This is a genomic window from Soonwooa sp. T0.1_25, assembly GCF_057652215.1.
On record NZ_JBYFBZ010000015.1, the window covers coordinates 1 to 18,662 of the forward strand.

The 18,662-nt window shown below is 34.1% G+C and carries 20 protein-coding genes and 1 pseudogene; 13 read left to right on the forward strand and 8 right to left on the reverse strand.

The features are described 5' to 3' along the window. Positions 1-136 precede the first annotated feature (136 nt). The 4 genes from AC23MB_RS13005 (at position 137) to AC23MB_RS13020 (ending at position 2,766) form a co-directional block, all read left to right on the forward strand. Positions 137-613, forward strand: coding sequence for a hypothetical protein (locus tag AC23MB_RS13005; RefSeq protein WP_374331180.1), 477 nt, complete (start codon positions 137-139; stop codon positions 611-613). 60 nt (positions 614-673) lie between these two features. Beyond that, positions 674-1,393, forward strand: coding sequence for a hypothetical protein (locus tag AC23MB_RS13010; protein WP_313031268.1), 720 nt, complete (start codon positions 674-676; stop codon positions 1,391-1,393). Positions 1,394-1,470: 77 nt separating this feature from the next. Beyond that, positions 1,471-2,064, forward strand: coding sequence for a hypothetical protein (locus AC23MB_RS13015; protein WP_312324414.1), 594 nt, complete (start codon positions 1,471-1,473; stop codon positions 2,062-2,064). Between the two features lie 213 nt (positions 2,065-2,277). Continuing rightward, a complete protein-coding gene (locus tag AC23MB_RS13020) occupies positions 2,278-2,766 on the forward strand; it encodes a hypothetical protein (RefSeq protein WP_374331184.1) in 489 nt (162 codons plus the stop codon). A gap of 478 nt (positions 2,767-3,244) precedes the next feature. On the opposite strand, the gene AC23MB_RS13025 is transcribed toward AC23MB_RS13020, so the two are convergent. Both AC23MB_RS13025 and AC23MB_RS13030 read right to left on the reverse strand, forming a co-directional pair. Beyond that, positions 3,245-3,394 carry a VOC family protein gene (locus AC23MB_RS13025; protein WP_312324417.1) on the reverse strand — a complete coding sequence of 50 codons (150 nt, stop codon included), beginning with the start codon at positions 3,392-3,394 and terminating at the stop codon, positions 3,245-3,247. Positions 3,395-3,679: 285 nt separating this feature from the next. After that, a complete protein-coding gene (locus AC23MB_RS13030; protein ID WP_487787478.1) occupies positions 3,680-4,039 on the reverse strand; it encodes a DUF2200 domain-containing protein in 360 nt (119 codons plus the stop codon). Between the two features lie 415 nt (positions 4,040-4,454). On the opposite strand from AC23MB_RS13030, the pseudogene AC23MB_RS13035 reads away from it, so the two are divergent. Continuing rightward, positions 4,455-5,324, forward strand: a pseudogene (locus tag AC23MB_RS13035) (Dyp-type peroxidase). Here the strand turns inward: AC23MB_RS13035 and AC23MB_RS13040 are convergent. The 3 genes from AC23MB_RS13040 to AC23MB_RS13050 form a co-directional block, all read right to left on the reverse strand. Continuing rightward, the gene (locus AC23MB_RS13040; protein WP_313031261.1) at positions 5,321-6,055 is read right to left on the reverse strand and encodes a hypothetical protein; all 735 of its coding nucleotides are present in this window, start codon (positions 6,053-6,055) and stop codon (positions 5,321-5,323) included. The pseudogene AC23MB_RS13035 and the gene AC23MB_RS13040 sit on opposite strands and share 4 nt — an antisense overlap. A 111-nt stretch (positions 6,056-6,166) precedes the next feature. Then, on the reverse strand, positions 6,167-6,952 hold the full coding sequence (locus tag AC23MB_RS13045; protein ID WP_313031259.1) for an XRE family transcriptional regulator: 786 nt from the start codon (positions 6,950-6,952) through the stop codon (positions 6,167-6,169). 153 nt (positions 6,953-7,105) lie between these two features. Continuing rightward, positions 7,106-7,660 carry a hypothetical protein gene (locus AC23MB_RS13050; RefSeq protein WP_487787479.1) on the reverse strand — a complete coding sequence of 185 codons (555 nt, stop codon included), beginning with the start codon at positions 7,658-7,660 and terminating at the stop codon, positions 7,106-7,108. 610 nt (positions 7,661-8,270) lie between these two features. Between AC23MB_RS13050 and AC23MB_RS13055 the strand changes: the two genes are divergently transcribed. Further along, positions 8,271-9,449 (forward strand): acyl-CoA dehydrogenase family protein, encoded by a 1,179-nt coding sequence (locus tag AC23MB_RS13055; RefSeq protein ID WP_313031254.1) that lies wholly within the window; start codon positions 8,271-8,273, stop codon positions 9,447-9,449. 59 nt (positions 9,450-9,508) lie between these two features. Here AC23MB_RS13055 and AC23MB_RS13060 read toward each other — a convergent pair whose 3' ends face one another. The 3 genes from AC23MB_RS13060 to rsmG are packed head-to-tail and all read right to left on the reverse strand — an operon-like array spanning position 9,509 to position 13,320. Then, the gene (locus AC23MB_RS13060; protein ID WP_487787480.1) at positions 9,509-12,211 is read right to left on the reverse strand and encodes a PD-(D/E)XK nuclease family protein; all 2,703 of its coding nucleotides are present in this window, start codon (positions 12,209-12,211) and stop codon (positions 9,509-9,511) included. A gap of 53 nt (positions 12,212-12,264) precedes the next feature. Next, positions 12,265-12,675 (reverse strand): hypothetical protein, encoded by a 411-nt coding sequence (locus AC23MB_RS13065; RefSeq protein WP_487787481.1) that lies wholly within the window; start codon positions 12,673-12,675, stop codon positions 12,265-12,267. Between the two features lie 15 nt (positions 12,676-12,690). Beyond that, complete coding sequence (gene rsmG / locus AC23MB_RS13070) at positions 12,691-13,320, reverse strand: 16S rRNA (guanine(527)-N(7))-methyltransferase RsmG (RefSeq protein ID WP_487787482.1); 630 nt, start codon at positions 13,318-13,320, stop codon at positions 12,691-12,693. Positions 13,321-13,440: 120 nt separating this feature from the next. Here rsmG and AC23MB_RS13075 point away from each other — a divergent pair, with 120 nt between their 5' ends. The 7 genes from AC23MB_RS13075 to AC23MB_RS13105 all read left to right on the forward strand — a co-directional run bounded on the left by AC23MB_RS13075 (position 13,441) and on the right by AC23MB_RS13105 (position 18,643). Next, on the forward strand, positions 13,441-14,631 hold the full coding sequence (locus tag AC23MB_RS13075) for a pyridoxal phosphate-dependent aminotransferase (protein WP_487787483.1): 1,191 nt from the start codon (positions 13,441-13,443) through the stop codon (positions 14,629-14,631). Between the two features lie 471 nt (positions 14,632-15,102). Then, positions 15,103-15,735: a peroxiredoxin gene (locus tag AC23MB_RS13080; RefSeq protein ID WP_487787484.1), complete on the forward strand. Its 633-nt coding sequence runs from the start codon at positions 15,103-15,105 to the stop codon at positions 15,733-15,735. 100 nt (positions 15,736-15,835) lie between these two features. Continuing rightward, positions 15,836-16,147 (forward strand): thioredoxin family protein, encoded by a 312-nt coding sequence (locus AC23MB_RS13085; RefSeq protein ID WP_487787485.1) that lies wholly within the window; start codon positions 15,836-15,838, stop codon positions 16,145-16,147. Positions 16,148-16,260: 113 nt separating this feature from the next. Beyond that, positions 16,261-16,509, forward strand: a complete 249-nt coding sequence (locus AC23MB_RS13090) for a DUF6952 family protein (protein ID WP_079667827.1) — start codon at positions 16,261-16,263, stop codon at positions 16,507-16,509. Positions 16,510-16,569: 60 nt separating this feature from the next. Continuing rightward, the gene (locus AC23MB_RS13095; RefSeq protein WP_312323218.1) at positions 16,570-17,178 is read left to right on the forward strand and encodes an HAD family hydrolase; all 609 of its coding nucleotides are present in this window, start codon (positions 16,570-16,572) and stop codon (positions 17,176-17,178) included. Between the two features lie 54 nt (positions 17,179-17,232). Further along, positions 17,233-17,961 (forward strand): DsbA family oxidoreductase, encoded by a 729-nt coding sequence (locus tag AC23MB_RS13100; RefSeq protein WP_487787486.1) that lies wholly within the window; start codon positions 17,233-17,235, stop codon positions 17,959-17,961. Between the two features lie 124 nt (positions 17,962-18,085). Further along, complete coding sequence (locus AC23MB_RS13105; RefSeq protein WP_487787487.1) at positions 18,086-18,643, forward strand: hypothetical protein; 558 nt, start codon at positions 18,086-18,088, stop codon at positions 18,641-18,643. The last annotated feature ends 19 nt before the right edge of the window (positions 18,644-18,662 follow it).

The following is an 18,662-nucleotide window of genomic DNA, read 5'->3' on the forward strand; positions in this document are numbered from 1 at the left end:
GAAAAAGGAAAACTCGCCAGACGCTAATCTCAACACCGAGTTTTCTCCTTTTCAACAAATTTTGCCAACATCAACAAAAGAATGAAATATTTTATAGTTTTACAATACAAAATGAGGGTATAATTCTGTCCAACGTTTGGGGAGACTTACACATACACCTGGCAGGCTTCCTACAGATGGTGTAAAAACATATTATGATGAAACGGTTGGTGGTTATTCTAAAGCCCTGGTTTTGATAACTGATGCAAATCAAATCAAAAACGGAAAATGCTTTATTCATAGTGTTGCAAAAAGTGATTTGAATAGTTATTTAGTTGGATCTTATAAAGGATTATTCGATGAAAACTGGAATGCAACTTTCAATGCAGATTATTCAGGATCATTTTTAGGTCTGGCAATGAGCTGGACCATTGTAAGCGATGATAATGGCAATATAATAAAATGGGATATTCCAAATTCAAAATCTGTTGTTTTTTTTGTAATGGTTGAGTTTAAAGGAAAATTGCCGTCCACTATGGATCCAGTAGCAGCAGGAAAAACAGTTGCCGGAATTTATTCTGCTGTTTACAATGATCAGAATAATACCATCGAAATAAACCAAATGGTAAAATAACACAGCATTTTAATATTAGGAATTATTAAAAGACAACTAGCAACATTTAAAAACTTTACTATGAAGACAATGATATATAAAATTAATTGGTTGCTTGTGATTTTTATAACAACTAACTGTAACATGAATGCTCAGTGTTCGGAAGCAGAAAATGCAACAATGAAAAAGTATGCAGAATTAACCCGTACAGGAGATACACAGGCTTGTTCACATTGTGCATGGTTGGCCAACTTATTTTGCATTGCTGAAAACGGACTGTATAAAAACGACAAGTTTGAAGTTCAAAACGCTATTGATGCAACTAAGCAAAATATAAAATTAATGGGCGACCCTATTTGTTGTCTCGAATTATTGACTAAAACGCCAAAATTTGGACAACAAAAAAATGGTAGTGAAAATAAAACAATTGCCGAAAATAGTGCTGCCCAACAATCGCAAACAATGATCGATATTCAAGATTTTGCAAATGAGGTAAATAGTGCAATAAGTACGATGGAAAACCTGAATGCCATCAATAAAACAGGAGAACAGCTTCAAAAAGATTTGGATAAAGTAGAAAAACTTATGCAAGAAAACGCTACGATGTCAGACAGAGAATATCAATCCGAAGAAGATATTAACAATGAATATAATATAAAATTAGCCAACCTGAAAAAATTGGCAGCAACGCATTTGGAATTAAAAACTCAAATGCCAAATTTAGGATATTCGGCAGCAGGAGAGTTGCTGAACAATCCCAACTCAACAGGATTAGGTGCGTTTGCGGCAGGGGTGCAATAACAAGTACCGATAAAAAAGAATCAAAAGCATTCAGTGAAAATGCCAAAAGTAGATTACAAAGTTCAAAATCTGATAGATTGTTTGCGTATAAATATAAAGATGTCGATTTTCAACTGGATTTAGTAGAAAATAAAATGAACGAATACTTTAGTAAATCATATCCCGAAGATTTAAGCAACCTACTTAATTACAGTTTGATAAACGGTTACAAGGGAGGAATGAAATATTATGAATTTAAAAAGCTGTTTCCAAAATTCAAATTGAAACATCATTCATATATTGGAATCAATAATGATAAGAAAAGTCAGGCTATTGTTATATATAGAATGGAAAATGCTGGAGCAAATTCTGAATATTATGTTACAATAAGTAATAAAGGATTAAAATTAAGAGTAATGGAGCTCGAGCAGGTTTTTACATATTCTTCTTCATTCAGTCCCGAAAAATTGCAGGAATACCAACAGAAAATTTTAGATGAAATCAAGTTTTATGATAACTTATTCAATTTAAAACCTTTGTCATACAAATCAAGCAAAGCTGATGCGGGATATGTAGAAGCGATGAATGTTATGCAGAGTATGAGTCAGGAAGATTTGGTAAAACTTGTAAAAGCATCAAATCCAAAGTTGAGTGACCAAGAGATTTCATCTGCAATACAGATGATGGGTTAATTGCAAAATGCCAAACAAAATAATCCGGTTAATTCAACAACTACGGTAAGTTGGTCAGATAATGTAAATAAGACATTTACATTACAAGCAAGTTTGGCAGTAAAAAACGATAAAAATACCTTAACAATAACGAGAGCAGACAAAAATCTCCAACCTCCTAATTTTGATTAAGTTTTAATAGAAACAAGTGTGAATCAATAAAAGTGAGGAATAATGAAAAAATCTTTTTTAGTGGTGTTGCTATTTCTTACGGGAAATCTCATATTTGCCCAAAACGGAAAAATTGTAAAGCTCCTCAACAAGCAGTTGCAAAGAGAATACACTAAATTTAATGATGAAACAGACAGAAAAAAGTTTACTGTCACAGAACCATTCCAGATTGATGAAAACAATGTGCTGCATTTTGGATTTACCCTTATGAATACACAAACCGATGAAAAAACAAGCGTCAGCCGGCAAGTGCCTATGGAAAAAATAACGCAGTTTGACAAAGACATCAACGTTTATTTTTACACATTAGAAAAAGATGTAACCGAAACAAGAACAGACTATGATTCAACCGGAGCTGTGGTACGTATAATAACAGAAAACACCCATTACTTTTTTACTGAAATCAATAGGGAAAATCATCCCATAAAATTTATGAAAAAAGTAAAAAAAGCACTTACAAAAGCAGGTTATGATGTTGAATGTAATTTCTGATTCAGTATAGGGAGTTCAAAAAATAACATAGTATAAGAACATTTTTTGTAGAAATTAAATACCTGATTTTCTATTTTCATTAAATAGAATTTATGCAATAAGAAATTTTGTATATTTGATATAAGCGAACGGAAATACGTTGAAAAACAAAGCATTAAGCACCGTTACAAAATCGTTACCTGACAATCTTGATAATCTTTATAAAGGCTTAGTATTCAGCCGATACAGCTTTTTCCTGAAAACTTTAAAATAAAAATCTGTAGAAGATTGTATAGAGAAGATTTGCTGGAAGTTCTCGATACATTTTTCCTCCATTTCATTGCGAAAAAACACTCGAACTGACGTTAATTTTCTTATCCCGAATTCAGGTTATTTAAAACAGAAAAGAGACAAAATCTATTACTAGTAGCAAAGTATTTGTCTCTTTTGTATTATATAGACTAATTGATAATCTAATAACGTCTTTTGTGAGGTCTAGCTAGGCAGGTTCCCAGAGTTCCATTTTGTTGTTTTCGCAATCGAGGATGTGTACAAATTTGCCATATTCATATTCGGCGATGTCGTCCAGGATGGTTACAACTTCTTTTTTTAGTTCTTCCACCAAATCGCCCACGGTATAGTTGAACATATAGGGCTTGTCCGGAGGGGAGAAGTATTGTGTATCGTCCTTGAAGGGACTCCATTGTATCGCGCCTGCTTTTGCAGCTTCGGCTTTGGGATCGTACTCGAAAATGCATCCCCATTGGTTAAATGGGAAACCTAGATGTTTTTGGTGCCAATCTTTGACCGCTTCTGGATCTTTGCATTTGAAGAATAATCATCCAATACCTGTAACTCTTTTCATATAATTTTTAGTTTATTGTTGTGTATAAAGTCTAAGTTTTCAGGCTTAAACTTGAGATTTTAAATTTCTCTAGTTTCTCAATATTTTGTCCATGTTTTTTCCTTTAGCCAGTTCGTCCACAAATTTGTCAAGGTAACGTATCTTCTGCATCAGCGGGTCTTCTATATCTTCGACACGATAACCGCAGATAACACCTTTTATCAAACCTACATTGGGATTAAGCAGAGGTGCCTTATCAAAAAAGTCACGGAAGTTGATGTTGTCTCCTATAATGTTTTTAAGTTGGTTATCGTTGTAACCCGTTAACCAAAAAATAACTTGATGAAGCTCTTCGACGCTACGATTTTTCTTTTCAATCTTGGTAACATAGTGTGGATATACAATTGCAAATGAAATTTTGAAAACGCGTTCGTTATTTTTATCGTTCATTCTAGCATGAATTATTAAGCTTTTAAAGAAGTTGATAAAAATCCTTACATCATTCTTGTTTTAATGACAAAATAATCTGTCAAGCTTGTAATATCTTAGTTTTAATATAACTAACATCAGCTCTGGACAAAACACTTTTCTTTGTACGAGTCGCCACTTAGAGTATAAATCTGAAAGTTTTGTATCAAGAAGTTTAGTCTTCATTAATATTTAAAAAGTTCTCGATACGATTTCTGCGAAATTTACTCGAACTGACGTTAACTTTCTTATCCCGAACTCAGTTTATTTAGTCCCAATTAATTATGTGAAAATTTAGTTTAAAAAAGATTGTTTTAGTATATTTTGTTACAAATACAAAAGCATGAGTACACAGACCTGAGATGTCCTAGATACGCCAAATAAGAATACAATATTTATGGTATGGAAATTTTCAACGAGTGATAAAGTTGATGAGGTTTTCCAAAGAATTTGTGCATTAATTGTTAATCTGGATAACTTGGCAGCTACTAGATTCCCAAATGCGACATCTAATATCGTCATGGGGATTAGCAGAACCGCTTGGGATCGACTTGGTCTAACGACGCCACCTCCCAAAGAGTTAGCGGTTTTTGAAGCCGTAGTGGGAGAGAAGCATATCGCAGTTGCGACGGATGGTGATCTACATTTCCATATCCGAAGTGAGATGTACAGCTATTGTATCGACATGGCGACTATTCTGTCAGATTTCTTAACACCTGTTGCAGATTGTATTGAGGAAGTGCATGGTTTCCGATATTGGGATGGCCGTAGTATTTTGGGCTTTGTAGATGGCACCGAAAATCCGCAAGGTGAGAAGCGTGCACACTTTGGACTTATCGGTAAAGAGGATAAAGCCTATGAAGGATGTAGCTATCTTTTTGTACAGAAATATATCCACGATATGTCTGCTTAGCGTGCTTTGCCGGTGGCGGAACAAGAGAAAGTTATTGGTAGATCTAAGCAACAAGACATCGAAATGACTGATGATGTTAAACCTAGCAACTCGCATTCGGCTTTTGCTAATGTTGGTTATGATAAGAAGATTGTGCGCGATAATATGCCGTTCGGGAATGTTGCCAATAACGAAATGGGGACTTACTTTATCGCCTATGCCAGTAGTTTTAGCACCGTTAAAGAGATGTTGACTAGAATGTTTGTAGGAGAGCCGAAGGGGAATTATGACAGGATTTTGGATTTTAGCACTGCAAAAACGGGGACTTTGTATTTTGTACCAAGTATTGATATGCTTAACGATTTTGCAGGTTAGGGGAGTTGCTGGAAACCATTAATCTCTGCAGTTAAGTCTTTATTAAAATCAATAAAAACAAGATACTTTTTATTAGCTGGCGTTTCGTTTTCATCGTAAATCAAGATACTTTTTTTCATTTGCTCAATTATTTTTGGATCAAGTTTTTTTTGTTTCAGATAAACGACATCGATCGTTTTTGTAACACCATTTTTATCTAAATAAAATAGGAAAACACCAAATCTATTTTTGTTTTTGGAAAGCTTTAAAGCATTAAAATAGTTGGTAATTGTTTTAGCTTCATCATCGAGAATTATCCCATTTCGCCAAAGACTGAATTCATAAGGCAAATTCATTGCTTTAACTTTATCCAAAACAGAAAAGTAATTGGTGTAGTAGGTTAGACTGTAATTAGTTTTGGATTTTAGATCAGGATCAATTCTAAACATACTACTACAAGAACTGAATGCGCTAACTTTATAATCTAAAGAATTACTCATTATTAGTAACACTTCGCCAGGCTTTACACTAATTTCACAAGCCCCAGAATAAGCATATTCTACCGAACCTAATAATTTTATCTCAGATGTTGGAAGGCCTTTATAAGTTTTAATTGTTTCAACTTTAGCAATATAACGTCTAAAACTATCAGTACTTTCAATATTTTTGGTTTCTAAAACTTTGACCACTGCAACAGATTTTGCATCTGTGTAGTTTTGGTCAAAAGAAGTCGGTACACAATTGCAAGCCAATATAATTGAAGTTTTAAGAAAAAGAAAGAGTAGTATGAGTCTTGACAGGAGGATTTCTTATTGTTGTTGTATAATGTTGAGTTACAAGATAAAGAAAAAATTATCAATCTATTATTTAGCAGTTTTTCCTGATGGCAACTTCGTTTTCATGTCTTTAATATCTTGTTTTAATTCCAAAAAGAGATCTTTAACATTTTGTCCAGAAAACTCGTCTGCATCAAACTCTTGTGTAGAGATAGAACAGGCAAACTCCCAAATTTCCCTAACATCCGTTAGCGGGATTTGTAGTGGCTCGTAGAAGTTATTGTCTGATTTAACACAAATGAAATTGGCTTCATTAAACTGAAAGCGCTTATAAAGTATACCATCATTAGTGGTTATAAAGACATAGGTTTTATCAATTTTGAGATCGGAAAGGTTTTCGACATATTTGCCGACGATGTAGGTACCGTCTTTATATGGAGGCATCGAGTCGCCACTTGCTGGGAAAGCACGGTATTTTCCGTTTCTAAGAAAGGGTAGAGATATGGTCTGGAGACCCTCGATATATTCTGGATCGCTATAACCGTTGAGATAACCCATTGATGCTTTTTGAGGGATAATTTCGATTTGGTTATTTCCTGCAACATCAACTGCAATTGGGATCAAAATACGATTGTCTGGCAAGTTGAGCATTTTCTCCAAAGGATACTTTCTAATATCAACAGACACCAAAAGATCGATACTAATTTGGAAGTATTTAGAAATCCGAAGTAGCAATTCTATCGGAGGCTCCGAGGTGCCATCTTCGTATTTTGCATATCGAACGCGCGTGATAAACAAGGAGTCTGCTAACTTCTGCTGCGAGTATTTTTGTCGGACTCTTAAAAAGCGAATGTTTTCTGATAAAATTGACATTGTTATTATTTATACCAACAAATATAATTAAAAATGATACAATTGATAACTTTCAGATTGTTAAATTTTGGGGTGAAAAATAAATTTATTAGGCACCTATTTTAGTTCGGTATTTTAAGATAGAAGTAATTTTATAAAATGTATTGACTTTTTCTAAAGTTGTAAAAAATTGATATCAGGATCTGCGGCATCGGTTCCGTAATTAATCTGAAATGCACCGTTGGGTTTTAGAATAAATGAGGCTTCGCAACTCTCACTTAGTTTGAAAATATTCTCTTTAAAAAATCCTGAATCCTTAATGTATTTTTTGTTTTCTTTAAAATAATCTGCATGAAAACTGTTATCATTATAAATCGAAAAACTAACAGCGTTTAGCTTTTTTAGAAATTTATTGACATGATTAACAATGTTAGAATAGTAAGTCAGCTGCTTCTTTTTAGACAAATCAATAATAGAACAGTTGGAAGCAGCCTGATAATATTTAAGATAAATATTCTGGTTATCTGGAATAGTTAGGTTGAGCTGTTTATCAATTTCGGTTTTAGTTTTTGTATATTCTTCAGGGGTCAATTGACCAGTGATAACTTTACGACTTTCTTTATAATCTTTCGTCCAAGGTTTTTTGTTAACTGGCTGAGAATTGAATAAAACTTGCGCACTCGCAATTAATCCCAAAGAAAGAAATGTCACAGCAAATATTTTTTTCATCAATACAAATTGTTTTGTAAAGATATTACAAAGTCTTATAGAATTTATATTAACTAGAAATATGTAATACAATGTTATGCAACATTTTTCTTCCGTTTTGGTAGTGATCTAATTGCTCTAAGTAATATGAATTACTTTGTTGAAAAAAATCTTCATTTATGTACACCATAGCCATGGCGATGATGTTGCCAGATGTGTTCCTTATAAAACTGAAATTATGTTTCCAGATTTTGATGTCAAAGGTTTGAGCTATTTATGGTTTAGGATTCCGTTTCAGCTTTTGCTAATTGTGTGGCCATATTATTTTGTACTTAAATAGCGACGATTTTAAATGATTTACATATGTAACGAGCTCCTATTTCACAAACCGATATTACGCCTATAATTTATATTATGTTAAATTGTATTTATTTCAGAACACGGTATAGTACTATAAATGCTGTATTTTAATTCTTATTATCATCCTTAACATTTAATTACATAGTTATTGATTAGCCGATACATCAGCAAATTGTACTTATTTAATCTAAAATTAATAAATAATTTTTTGGATTGCTAATAAAAGCCTATTTTCGGGAAACATTTATTTTATTAACCAAAACTACAAAATATGTCATATTATCCACTTTCAAGCATTCCTGATTATTATATGATGGATGAGCTTTTAAGCGACGAACACAAACTTATTAGACAATCTGTTAGAGATTGGGTTGAAAGTTTTGTCATGCCACAAATTGACAAAGCTGCTCAAGAACATCGCGATATTCCTAACTTGATGAAAGAATTAGGAAGCATCGGCGCTCTAGGCCCATATATTCCTGAAGAATATGGTGGCGCTGGATTGGATCAAATATCTTATGGACTTATCATGCAAGAGCTTGAGCGTGGCGATTCTGCAGTACGTTCTGCGGCGTCTGTGCAATCTTCATTGGTTATGTTCCCAATTAATGAATTCGGTTCTGAAGAACAAAAAAGAAAATATCTTCCAAAATTAGCTGCTGGTGACATGATCGGTAGTTTTGGATTGACAGAGCCTAACCATGGTTCTGATCCAGGTTCTATGGAAACAACTATTAAAGATATGGGCGACCATTTCTTGTTAAACGGTGCTAAAATGTGGATTACCAATGCGCCACTTTGTGACATCGCTGTGGTATGGGCAAAAAATGAAGCTGGTAAAGTACGTGGTGTCATTGTAGAACGTGGTATGGAAGGTTTTACAACACCAGAAACCACTGATAAATGGTCTCTACGTGCATCAAAAACTGGTGAGTTGGTGTTTGATAATGTTAAGATTCCGAAAGAGAATCTCCTTCCAGGTGTTGAAGGTCTTAAAGGCCCTTTATCTTGCCTTAATTCAGCACGTTATGGTATCTCTTGGGGTGTTATTGGTGCTGCAATCGACTGTTATTGTACGGCAGTCCAATATGCTAAAGAGCGTAAACAATTCGGAAAACCAATTGCATCTTTCCAATTGCAACAAAAGAAATTGGCTGAATATTTAACAGAAATCACAAAAGCACAATTGCTGTGTTTACAGTTAGGAAAGCTTAAAAATGATCATAAGGCCTCTCCTGCTCAAATATCGATGGCTAAGCGTAACAACGTAAGAATGGCAATCGATATCGCTAGAGAATCTCGTCAAATCCTTGGCGGAATGGGCATTATGGGAGAATTCCCGATGATGCGTCACGCTGCCAACCTAGAGTCTGTTATCACTTACGAAGGTACGCACGACATCCATTTACTAATCACTGGATTGGATATTACAGGGATTAATGCTTTTTAAAGTATCATAAATTTAAAATAAAAACTGCCTTTTCTATTTGATTGAAAAGGCGGTTTCTTTTACCAACTCACTTGTTCCTTCTCTTCAAAAGGAACATTTGGATCTAGGATCAGATTGATTAATGAAGCAATTGCAAACTCGATTTCGGAGTCGTCAAAATCAACAACATCCAAAGTGGCAACACTTTTGTTAACTTCTGCAAACGACCAAATCCCCGACTCTAACGGATTTCGGTTGTAGTCTTCATCTTGCTGAAGGACATATTTGTAAATAGATAATTGCAGTGCTTGTTTATAATCTTCGTTATAGAACAAAGTTTCGAGTTGCTCTTCCCTATCTTTTTTAGGATTTGATTTTATTTGAAGCTTTTTAGTCTTCGCTGTTTTGTAATCGATAATCCTGATAACGCCGTCCAGACGGTCTATCCTATCCACAAATCCGTTAAACATGACAGAATCTGTTTTCTCCTCATCAATGAAAAACTCAGCTTTTACATTCTTTTCGAGTTCTAAAATCTCTAAAGACGATCCATTTTTTACCAAATCTTCATCGTATTGAAGAATGCTTCTAATCACACGTTCTGCAATTTGACGATGCACATAGTTCATGCCGCGATCATAGAATTCTTTTTGATGATTTAGTGTTTCGATGGCATGGACTATAGACGCTTCTACCCTATCTTTTAACACTTTGAAATCCTCCAAAGTCAAGATTTTATTTTTTAAATCTTCATATAAATATTGAACGGCAAAATGCACAAGATTACCATAGTTACGCACCGAAAGTTCCTCTTCTATTTCGTCGGTATCTCGAACTTTAAGAACATATCGAAGATAAAAATCAATAGGATTATAAAGATAACTTGTAAGATGTGATGCTGACACCGACTTTTTCCATTCTTGCAATTTAGCGAGAACAGATTCTGTTTTCTCGATGGTCATCAATTCCTGAATGATAGGTTCAGACGCGTTGTCAACTACAATATGATTGATTTTGTGTTGGCTCTCCATTTCGATTTGAGTAATGAAACGGCTCTTTTCGCCAGTGTTGACGCCAGAACTTAATGCATTAAACAATAAATGTACATTCTTGGAATCTTGAATTAAACGATAAAAATGGTAAGCGTAAATACTATCATTTTCAAGGAAAGTATTTAATCCAAAATTCTTTCGAACATCAAACGGTAAATAGGTATTTTGAGTGTTTCCTAAAGGTAATTTCCCTTCGTTAACGGAAAGCAAAATGATATTTTCAAAATTAAGAAGTCGGCTTTCCAAAAGTCCCATAACTTGCAAACCTGCTAAAGGTTCTCCTTGAAAGTCTATCGCTTCCGAATTGACCAATTGGTTGATAAGCACTTCCAGAGTCTCTATTTTAATAGGAATCTTGTAAGGTTGAACTTGATTTTTTAAGATTTTAAAAGTGGTTTCGAAATGGCTGATATTCTCATAAAGAATGTCGTCATCTGTAATTCGGAATTTTATATCGATGCAAAAATGGATTAAATCATCCAAATATTTAATAACATCTTTCGGATATTTTAATAACGAAAAATAGCTTAGTTTTCCAAGCAATTCATCGAACATCTTAGCGGAAATGTAAACAATGTTTCGACTTTCGATATTGCTGATAAATTCGTTGACAATTTTTTGGTCATCGTGAGAATTCGGAAGCTCTTGCAAAATCGGGAATACATCAGCATAATAGTAAGAACTCGATTTTTTCTCTAATTGTTTTTGAAGATAAAATAGCTTTTTAATGGCGTTACTAAACGACATATTCTTCAACGGAAAACCCATTGTAATATTGAGATTCGGGACCATTGTCAAGGCGTCAAGACTCGCTGGTAAAAGGTTTTCGTCCAATAAAACAACGGCGGTTTTAGAAATATCTTCGGTTGGAATATTCGCAAAAATCGTTGGAAGCACTTTGGTCTGCACAACATTCCCCGATACTTCATACACATTAATATTTTTTTCTTGTCGAAAATCATCTTCAATCCAGTTAAAACCACGATGATCATTGAATTCTTTCCATTTGAGATGTTCTCTCAAAAACTTACCAGCTTCTTGTCTCGTATCATCAATATAATATCTATCGGCTTGGAAGTAACATATCGCTTTGTCCCAATGCAAAAGGTTTTTGACCAAACTTTCTTCTATCGGAGTAAAGGCATTGAAGCCACAAAACACAAATTGCGAATTGGTATCTTTTGCGAAGTTTTCGATTTTGTCACGCGCCGCAACGTGTATCATTCCTGAAGTTGCCCAGTTTTTAGCATTTAATTCTTGTTTAAGAAGTGGAAGAAATTCGTTTATTTTGCGCCAGAAATTAAGGTTTCTTTTGCGGGCGTTATCTTCTTCGCCTAGATCTTCGCCCCAGTTTTTGATACGTTCTTCGTCCAACATCCATTGCAATACCTTCTCATCATTATCTGTGAATTTTAGTATGTCATCCCAGTCTTTTTGCAAGGTCGGAAACCACTTTAAAAAACCTCCAAAGTCCTCTGAATTATCTACTTTTTGATAAACTCGATAAGCAAACAAATGTAAAGCAACACCTTGCAAATGCTGCTTGCTAGCCAAGTCTTGAATAAGATCTTCGATGGTTAAAAACTGCGGCAACATGCCAGAATAGGCTTTTTGCTTTAAGATTTTACTGATGAAAACCAAAGGGCGCTTGCCAGGAAGGATGATATTTAGATTAGATAAATCTGAAAATTTTGATAATAAATCTTCAACAATTCTCTCAAGAAACTTCATAAAAAAAGACCTTAATAATAAGGTCTCAATTTAGTTAAATTTTTATGTAAAAGCTACTCAACAACGATTTGTTTTTCTAACCAAATATTGTTACCACTTGCGTCTTTGCCTTGCCAAAACTTAAAATAGTAAGTTCCAGTTTTTTGAGGTTCAAAACGGATTATGTTAAAGGCGTGATAAGTCCCCGATTGGCAAGTTTGGTTGTTTTTGTAGGCATAGTTAACGACCGTTCTTATGGAATCTTTTGGGATATAATCCATACCATAAAAGCCTTCGCATTCTTTATTATAGGTTGAGAATACTTTTATCGGTTGCATATTAAACACAGCCATGGTATCGTTATCAATCTTAACGCTGTCAATTTTTCGTTTTTCATAACTTTTTAGCTCGTAGGCATCGTTGGCACAAGACTGCAAAAAGATGATACCTAAGATAGCAATCCCAAATTTTGTAAAATTTTTCATAGCGATATTTTTAGGTTAGACATTTCCTTTAGAAATATACACAACTTTTTTGGTTTCGAAAAAATCTTCTTCATAGAAGTTTTTTAGTTGAAAAAGTTCGCATTTGATACCTGCTAATTCTTCGCCTAGATCACCACCTTTTAGATACAAAACCCCATTATGTTTTGTGTTAAATTGCTCCTTTTCAAACTTACCATGCAACCAACGAAGGAAGACTGTCATCTGCGTCACAGCGCGACTTACCACAAAATGAAATTTATCTTTTACTTTCTCTGCACGACCATGGATTGCTGTAACATTGGTAAGTCCAATGCCCTGGGCAACAGCTTGTACAACCGTAATCTTTTTTCCGATACTATCAATTAACGTAAACTGACTTTCGGGAAATAAAATCGCTAACGGAATTCCGGGAAAACCACCACCAGTACCAATGTCCAAAACTTTGGTTCCCGGTGCGAAGTCCATAACTTTTGCAATTCCTAAAGAATGCAGAATATGCTTCTCATAAAGACTTTCCATATCTTTTCGTGAGATCACATTGATTTTTTCGTTCCATTCTTTATAGAGATCTTCTAGTTTTGCAAATTGCTCTTTTTGTATTTCCGTAATGTTCGGAAAGTATTTTAAAATTAGTTCTAAAGACATACTGCGAAATTAGGAAAAAGAAATAATAGTTTTAGGTCAAGTTTTAAAGCTTTTAAAAAAAAGATTGATCTAATCTCTATTTCTTTTAAATACTATCTTTGTCTGATAATTAATTTTATCATGGAAAAATATTCTGACCGTCTTAATAGATTAAGCTATTCTCAAACATTTGTAATGAGTAATAAAGTGCGAGAAATGAAAGCTAATGGTATAGATGTTATCAGTCTTACTCTTGGAGAACCCGATTTTGATGTTCCCGAAAAAATAAAACAAGCGGCTTTTGACGCTATTAATGAAAACTACAGCCACTACTCGCCTGTTCCTGGATTTTTGGAATTAAGGCAAGCCGTCGCTAACAAATTAAAAAGAGATAATAATCTCGATTATAAACCAACACAAATTTGCGTTTCTAATGGCGCAAAACAATCGATAATGAATGTTTTGGCTTCTATTATTAATGATGGTGATGAAGTAATTTTGCCAGCACCATATTGGGTTAGTTATGATGAAATGGTAAAAATGATGGGCGGGACATCTGTCTTTATTGAAACCAGCATCGACACCGAGTTTAAAATGACGGCGGAACAATTAGAACAAGCCATTACGCCAAAAACAAAAGCTATTCTGTACAGTTCGCCATGTAATCCGTCGGGAAGTTTTTATACTTACGATGAACTAAAAGCCATTGCAGCTGTTGTTGCAAAATATCCGCAAATAACAATAATCTCAGACGAAATCTACGAATACATTAATTATACGGGAAAACATACTTCCATTGCCGAATTTCTTGAAGTCTATGAGCAAACGGCAGTTATCAATGGGATGAGTAAAGCTTTTGCGATGACTGGCTGGAGAATCGGTTATTCGGCGTGTCCAGAATGGTTAGCGAAAGCTTGTGATAAAATCCAAGGTCAGATGACAAGTGGACCAAATACCGTGGCGCAACGCGCCTCGATCACTGCGTTGGAAATGCCAAAATCTGATCTCGATTATATGATCAACGCGTTCCACAAGCGTCGTGATTTGGTGTACGATATTATGAAAGATATCAACGGCTTCAAATGTAATCTTCCGAAAAGTGCATTCTACTTCTTCCCAGACATTTCTTATTTCATTGGGAAAACCATTGAAGGAAGATTAATCAAAGATGCGGACGATTTGGCAATGTCTCTCTTAGAGCATGCGCATGTTGGTTGTATTGGCGGAACATCGTTTGGAAATCCTAATTGTATCAGATTCTCGTATGCAACCTCCGAGGCTGACCTTATTGAAGCGATGCGTAGAATAAAGGAGTTTGTGAAAGATTTGTAGTTGTTGATTATTGAAAGATTAAAAGATTGAAAGATTAAAGAATTATGAATTTTTTTTAATTTATGATTGACGGTTTTTGATTAATCTAATCGCATTCCGAATTTTTTAATACTTAAATTTTTAAATGTTTTAATGCTTAAAACAACCTAACAAATATCATAGAAAACCAAGTTGTATAAGCTTGGTTTTCTTCTGTTTAAGTTGTAAATTTATATAACAAAAAGATAGTCAAAGCGCTCCGGATTGAACGGCCTGTTTGAGCTCTTTTTGCAAGGTCGCTGAGCGGAGCCGAAGCTACCTTGCAAAAAAGCGAGTAGTGAAAGCCGGTTAAAGCGCCCAAATAATTTAGAATAATTTCAAATTTGGAGTGATAGATTTTATAAATTGATTTTAGTTTTCTAATTCACAAAATCTTATTACATTTGTACTACAAAATTAGAAACAAGAGTTTAACTTTAAAAATATAAAATTATGTCATTAGTAGGAAGACAATTCCCAAATGTAACAATCGATGCAATGAGCGAAATGGGTGATAACTTAAGAATTAACATTCTTGATGAAGCTATCAAAAATCAACAAAAAGTATTATTATTCTGGTATCCAAAAGATTTCACTTTTGTATGTCCTACAGAATTACACGCTTTCCAAGATGCTTTGGATGAGTTCAAAAAAAGAAACACAATAGTAATTGGTGCGTCTTGCGATACTAACGAAGTACACTTCGCATGGTTGAACACACCAAAAGATAACGGTGGTATCGAAGGTGTAACTTACCCTATCCTAGCGGATACACACAGACACCTTTCTAACCTATTAGGTATTGTTGACCAAGATATCGATTTTGATGATGAAGGTAACGAAATCTACACAGGATCTAACGTAACTTACAGAGCGACTTACCTAATCGACGAGACTGGAAAAATCTTCCACGAAGCGGTTAACGATATGCCATTAGGAAGAAACGTAAGCGAGTTCTTAAGACTTATCGATGCTTACACGCACGTACAAAAACACGGAGAAGTTTGTCCAGCTAACTGGGAAGAAGGTAAAGATGCTATGAAAGCTGACAGATCTTCTACTGCAGAATACTTAGCAAAACACTAATTGTCCTAAAATAATCTAATGTGATAATTTGTAATGCTGAGGGGGACTGAAGATTATTATATACAAATTATCACATTTTTAATACCCAAAATCCAAGAAAATGTTTTTAGAATTAAAAGAAGATAACCTACAACAAATCCTAAGTGAAAACCCAAAAGTGATGGTGCAATACGGCGCTTCTTGGTGTGGAAATTGTAGAATTATGAAGCCTAAATTCAAGAAATTGGCTTCGGAAAATGAAGATATTCCTTTCTATTATGTAGATGCGGAAAAACTTCCTGAAAGTAGAAAAATGGCAAACGTGGATAACCTTCCAACTTTTGCAGCTTTCGAAAATGGTGCTTTGAAAAACCAAGTACAAACGAATCAAGCTGAAAGCTTGAACGCTTTATTCGACGAATTGAAAGCTTAATTGTTTTTCGATTTTAATAATAATCTGAATCTTTAATTTTGATTGATTAGTTCGAGTGATTTCTCGAGAATTAATTATTTTAATTAAATGTTTCTAAATCAAATTAGTAAGACATGAAATTACCTATCATAAGACAATTTTATCAAACACAAACGCCTGAGCAACTTAACACTGCTTTGGAAGTTTTGGAAAGCTTCTGCGAATTCCGTAGTGTGAAAGAAGAAGAATTGGATGTTGTTGGTGAGATGATTACCAATATCTGCGGTGCTTTGGAAGTACACAACGAAGTGAGCAACGGATTATCCGAAAAAGATGCCCTTAATGCTTTTGCACAAAAAGTGATGGGTTCTATTGATAAATAATTAGCGATTTTTTATCGTACTAAAGACCGTTTTTAACGGTCTTTTTTATATTTTGCATACATGAAACTTAAAAATATAATATTCGATTTTGGTGGTGTATTGATGGATTGGGATCCGCGATACTATTTCCGAACACACTTCGACAACGAAGCCGACATGGATTTTTTTCTAAAAAATATTGCAACCAACGCTTGGAATATAGAACAAGATCGTGGCAGAACACTCGAACGTGGCACCGAAAAATTGATTAAAGAACATCCACTTTTCGAAAAAGATATCCGCGCTTATTACGATAACTGGACAACAATGTTGCGAGGCGAGATTCCTCAAAATGTTGCTGTACTTCGTCAATTAGAGGGCAAATATCCATTGTATGGATTGACGAATTGGTCTGCAGAAACTTTTCCTTATGCTTTGGAAAACTATGATTTTTTCAAATTATTTGGAGGTAAAATTGTTGTTTCGGGAGACGAAAAATTAATAAAACCTGATCCAAAAATCTTTAAAGTTTTGTTGAAACGTTATGATCTAAAAGCGGAAGAATCTGTTTTTATCGATGATAATATTGACAATATCAAAACAGCGGAATCTTTAGGTTTTACTACAATTCATGTGACGCCAGAAACAGACTTGGCAAACGAACTTCATAACCTAGGATATGAGTTTTAAACTTTAATTGTCGCAACTTTGTATAAGTTTTAGTTTTAATAAAATATAAAAAATATGAATTCAAATAAAATGAAAATAGAAATCTGGAGCGACATCATGTGTCCTTTTTGTTATATCGGAAAAAGACATTTCGAGGCTGCTCTAGCGCAATTTGATCACAAAGATCAGGTTGAGGTCGAATGGAAATCTTTCCAACTAGATCCGACAATTCCAGAGGAAGTTAAAATCCGAACGACGATGGCAGAATACATCGCTAACCGCAAAGGGATGAACATTAACGATGTTAATGTGATGTTCGAAAATGTAACTGGAATGGCAAAAAATGCAGGATTAGATTTTGATTTTGAAACGCAATTACTTGCAAATTCTATTAAAGCGCACAGAATTATTCAGTTTGCAAAAGAGAAAGGATTGGGCGATCAAGCGGAAGAAGTTTTCTTTAAAGCATATTTCACAGATGGAAAAGATTTAGCAGATGATGCTACTCTACTCGATTTGGGACAACAGATAGGATTATCAGTAGATGATGTTAATGAAGCGCTTCAACAAGATGAGTTTCTAAAATATGCTAAAGATGATATTGCTGAAGCTTCAGATCTTGGCGTCGACTCGGTTCCGTTTTTTGTATTTAACCGAAAATATGCCGTTAAAGGTGCGCAGCCAGTTCATCATTTCTTAGATGCGCTTAAGCAATCGTACGCTGATTTTAATAAAGATTCAGGTTTTACAACTTTTGAATCTAATGATGGCGCAAGTTGTGAAGTTGACGGAAAATGTGATTAAATTAATGCAGAAATTATAAAAAAACCTCCAATATATTGGGAGGTTTTTTTGTTAAAATATTAAGTGTATTATTTCTAATTTCGTTCAAATAGAATATTTTAGTAGTTCCAACATAACTATTGATATGAATAAGAACATTATACCTTTTGCATTAATACTTTCATCGCTTACATTGGCTCAAAATACACCACCATCAATCAGGCATAATAATACAACGTACGAAACTTTATTAAACAACTCAAAGAAATCAACTTTGATAGAGAAACAGATTATTCAGATTTCGAAATTTAAAAATCTAAATTTTCAAGTAATAACCACTACGGATTTAACAACTTCAACTTCCGAAAAATATCTTGGTATTTCAACCGAATTTGAAACCTACGATACGATTTCTAAAAAGACATTAACTGTGGATAAAACCGAACTTTCCAAATTGATTGATGCATTACAAGTCCTATCACAAAAAGAAAATGAGAAAACAAACGGAATCGAAAGAAAGTATAAATTTGAGACAAGAAGCAATCTTGAATTCGGTGCTGTCTATAATGAAAAAAATAATGTTTGGATTAATTATATCGATTACCCAGCGAGTTTTAATCAAAAGTTTTTAATTGAATTTTCAAAAAATGAACTTAATGACTTAGTAAAGATGTTAAAATCAGTTTTAGAAAAACTTAATTAAAATTTAAAATTCCAACTTC